This is a genomic window from Aphanothece microscopica RSMan92, from assembly GCF_046613545.2.
GTDB lineage: Bacteria > Cyanobacteriota > Cyanobacteriia > PCC-6307 > Cyanobiaceae > NIES-981.
Map to the genome: position 1 here is coordinate 1 of NZ_JBKKKY020000345.1, position 599 is coordinate 599.

The following is a 599-nucleotide window of genomic DNA, read 5'->3' on the forward strand; positions in this document are numbered from 1 at the left end:
CGACGGGCGCGTGCGGGTGCTGCCCTGTCCTGGGTCGTTCAACTACGCCGCCATCAACAATCGCGCCGCGTGCGAGGCTGCAGGCGACGTCCTGCTGCTGTTGAACAACGATACTGAGGTGCATCACCCCGATTGGCTGCGCGAAATGACGAGCCACGCGATCCGGCCCGGGATTGGCGCGGTGGGCGCGCGGCTCCTGTTCCCGCATGGTCAGGTCCAGCATGCCGGCGTGGTGCTGGGGCTCGACGGGATCGCCGGGCACGACATGCTCCAGGCGTCCCGGCGCAGCAGTGGGCCGTATGATCTGTTGCGCCTGACGCGCCGGGTGTCTGCGGTGACGGCCGCTTGCCTTGCCATCCGGCGCGAGACCTTTCTGGCGGCGGGCGGCTTTGACGAAACCCACCTGCGGGTGGCCTACAATGACGTCGATCTCTGCCTGCGGCTGCGCGCCATGGGGCTGGAAAACCTTGTAACGCCGCATGCCGAACTGACGCACAAGGAAAGCGCGACCCGCGGGGACGACATGTCCAACGCTCACCGTGCCCGCTGGGAAGGCGAACGCGCCGTGATGCGGACGCGCTGGGGGGCGGCGCTGGAGA

Annotated in this window: 1 protein-coding gene; it reads left to right on the forward strand. The window is 68.4% G+C overall.

The features are described 5' to 3' along the window. Window positions 1-10 precede the first annotated feature (10 nt). The coding region (locus ACLD7X_RS17910) for a glycosyltransferase (RefSeq protein ID WP_411425042.1) at window positions 11-599 on the forward strand (589 nt) is incomplete at its 3' end.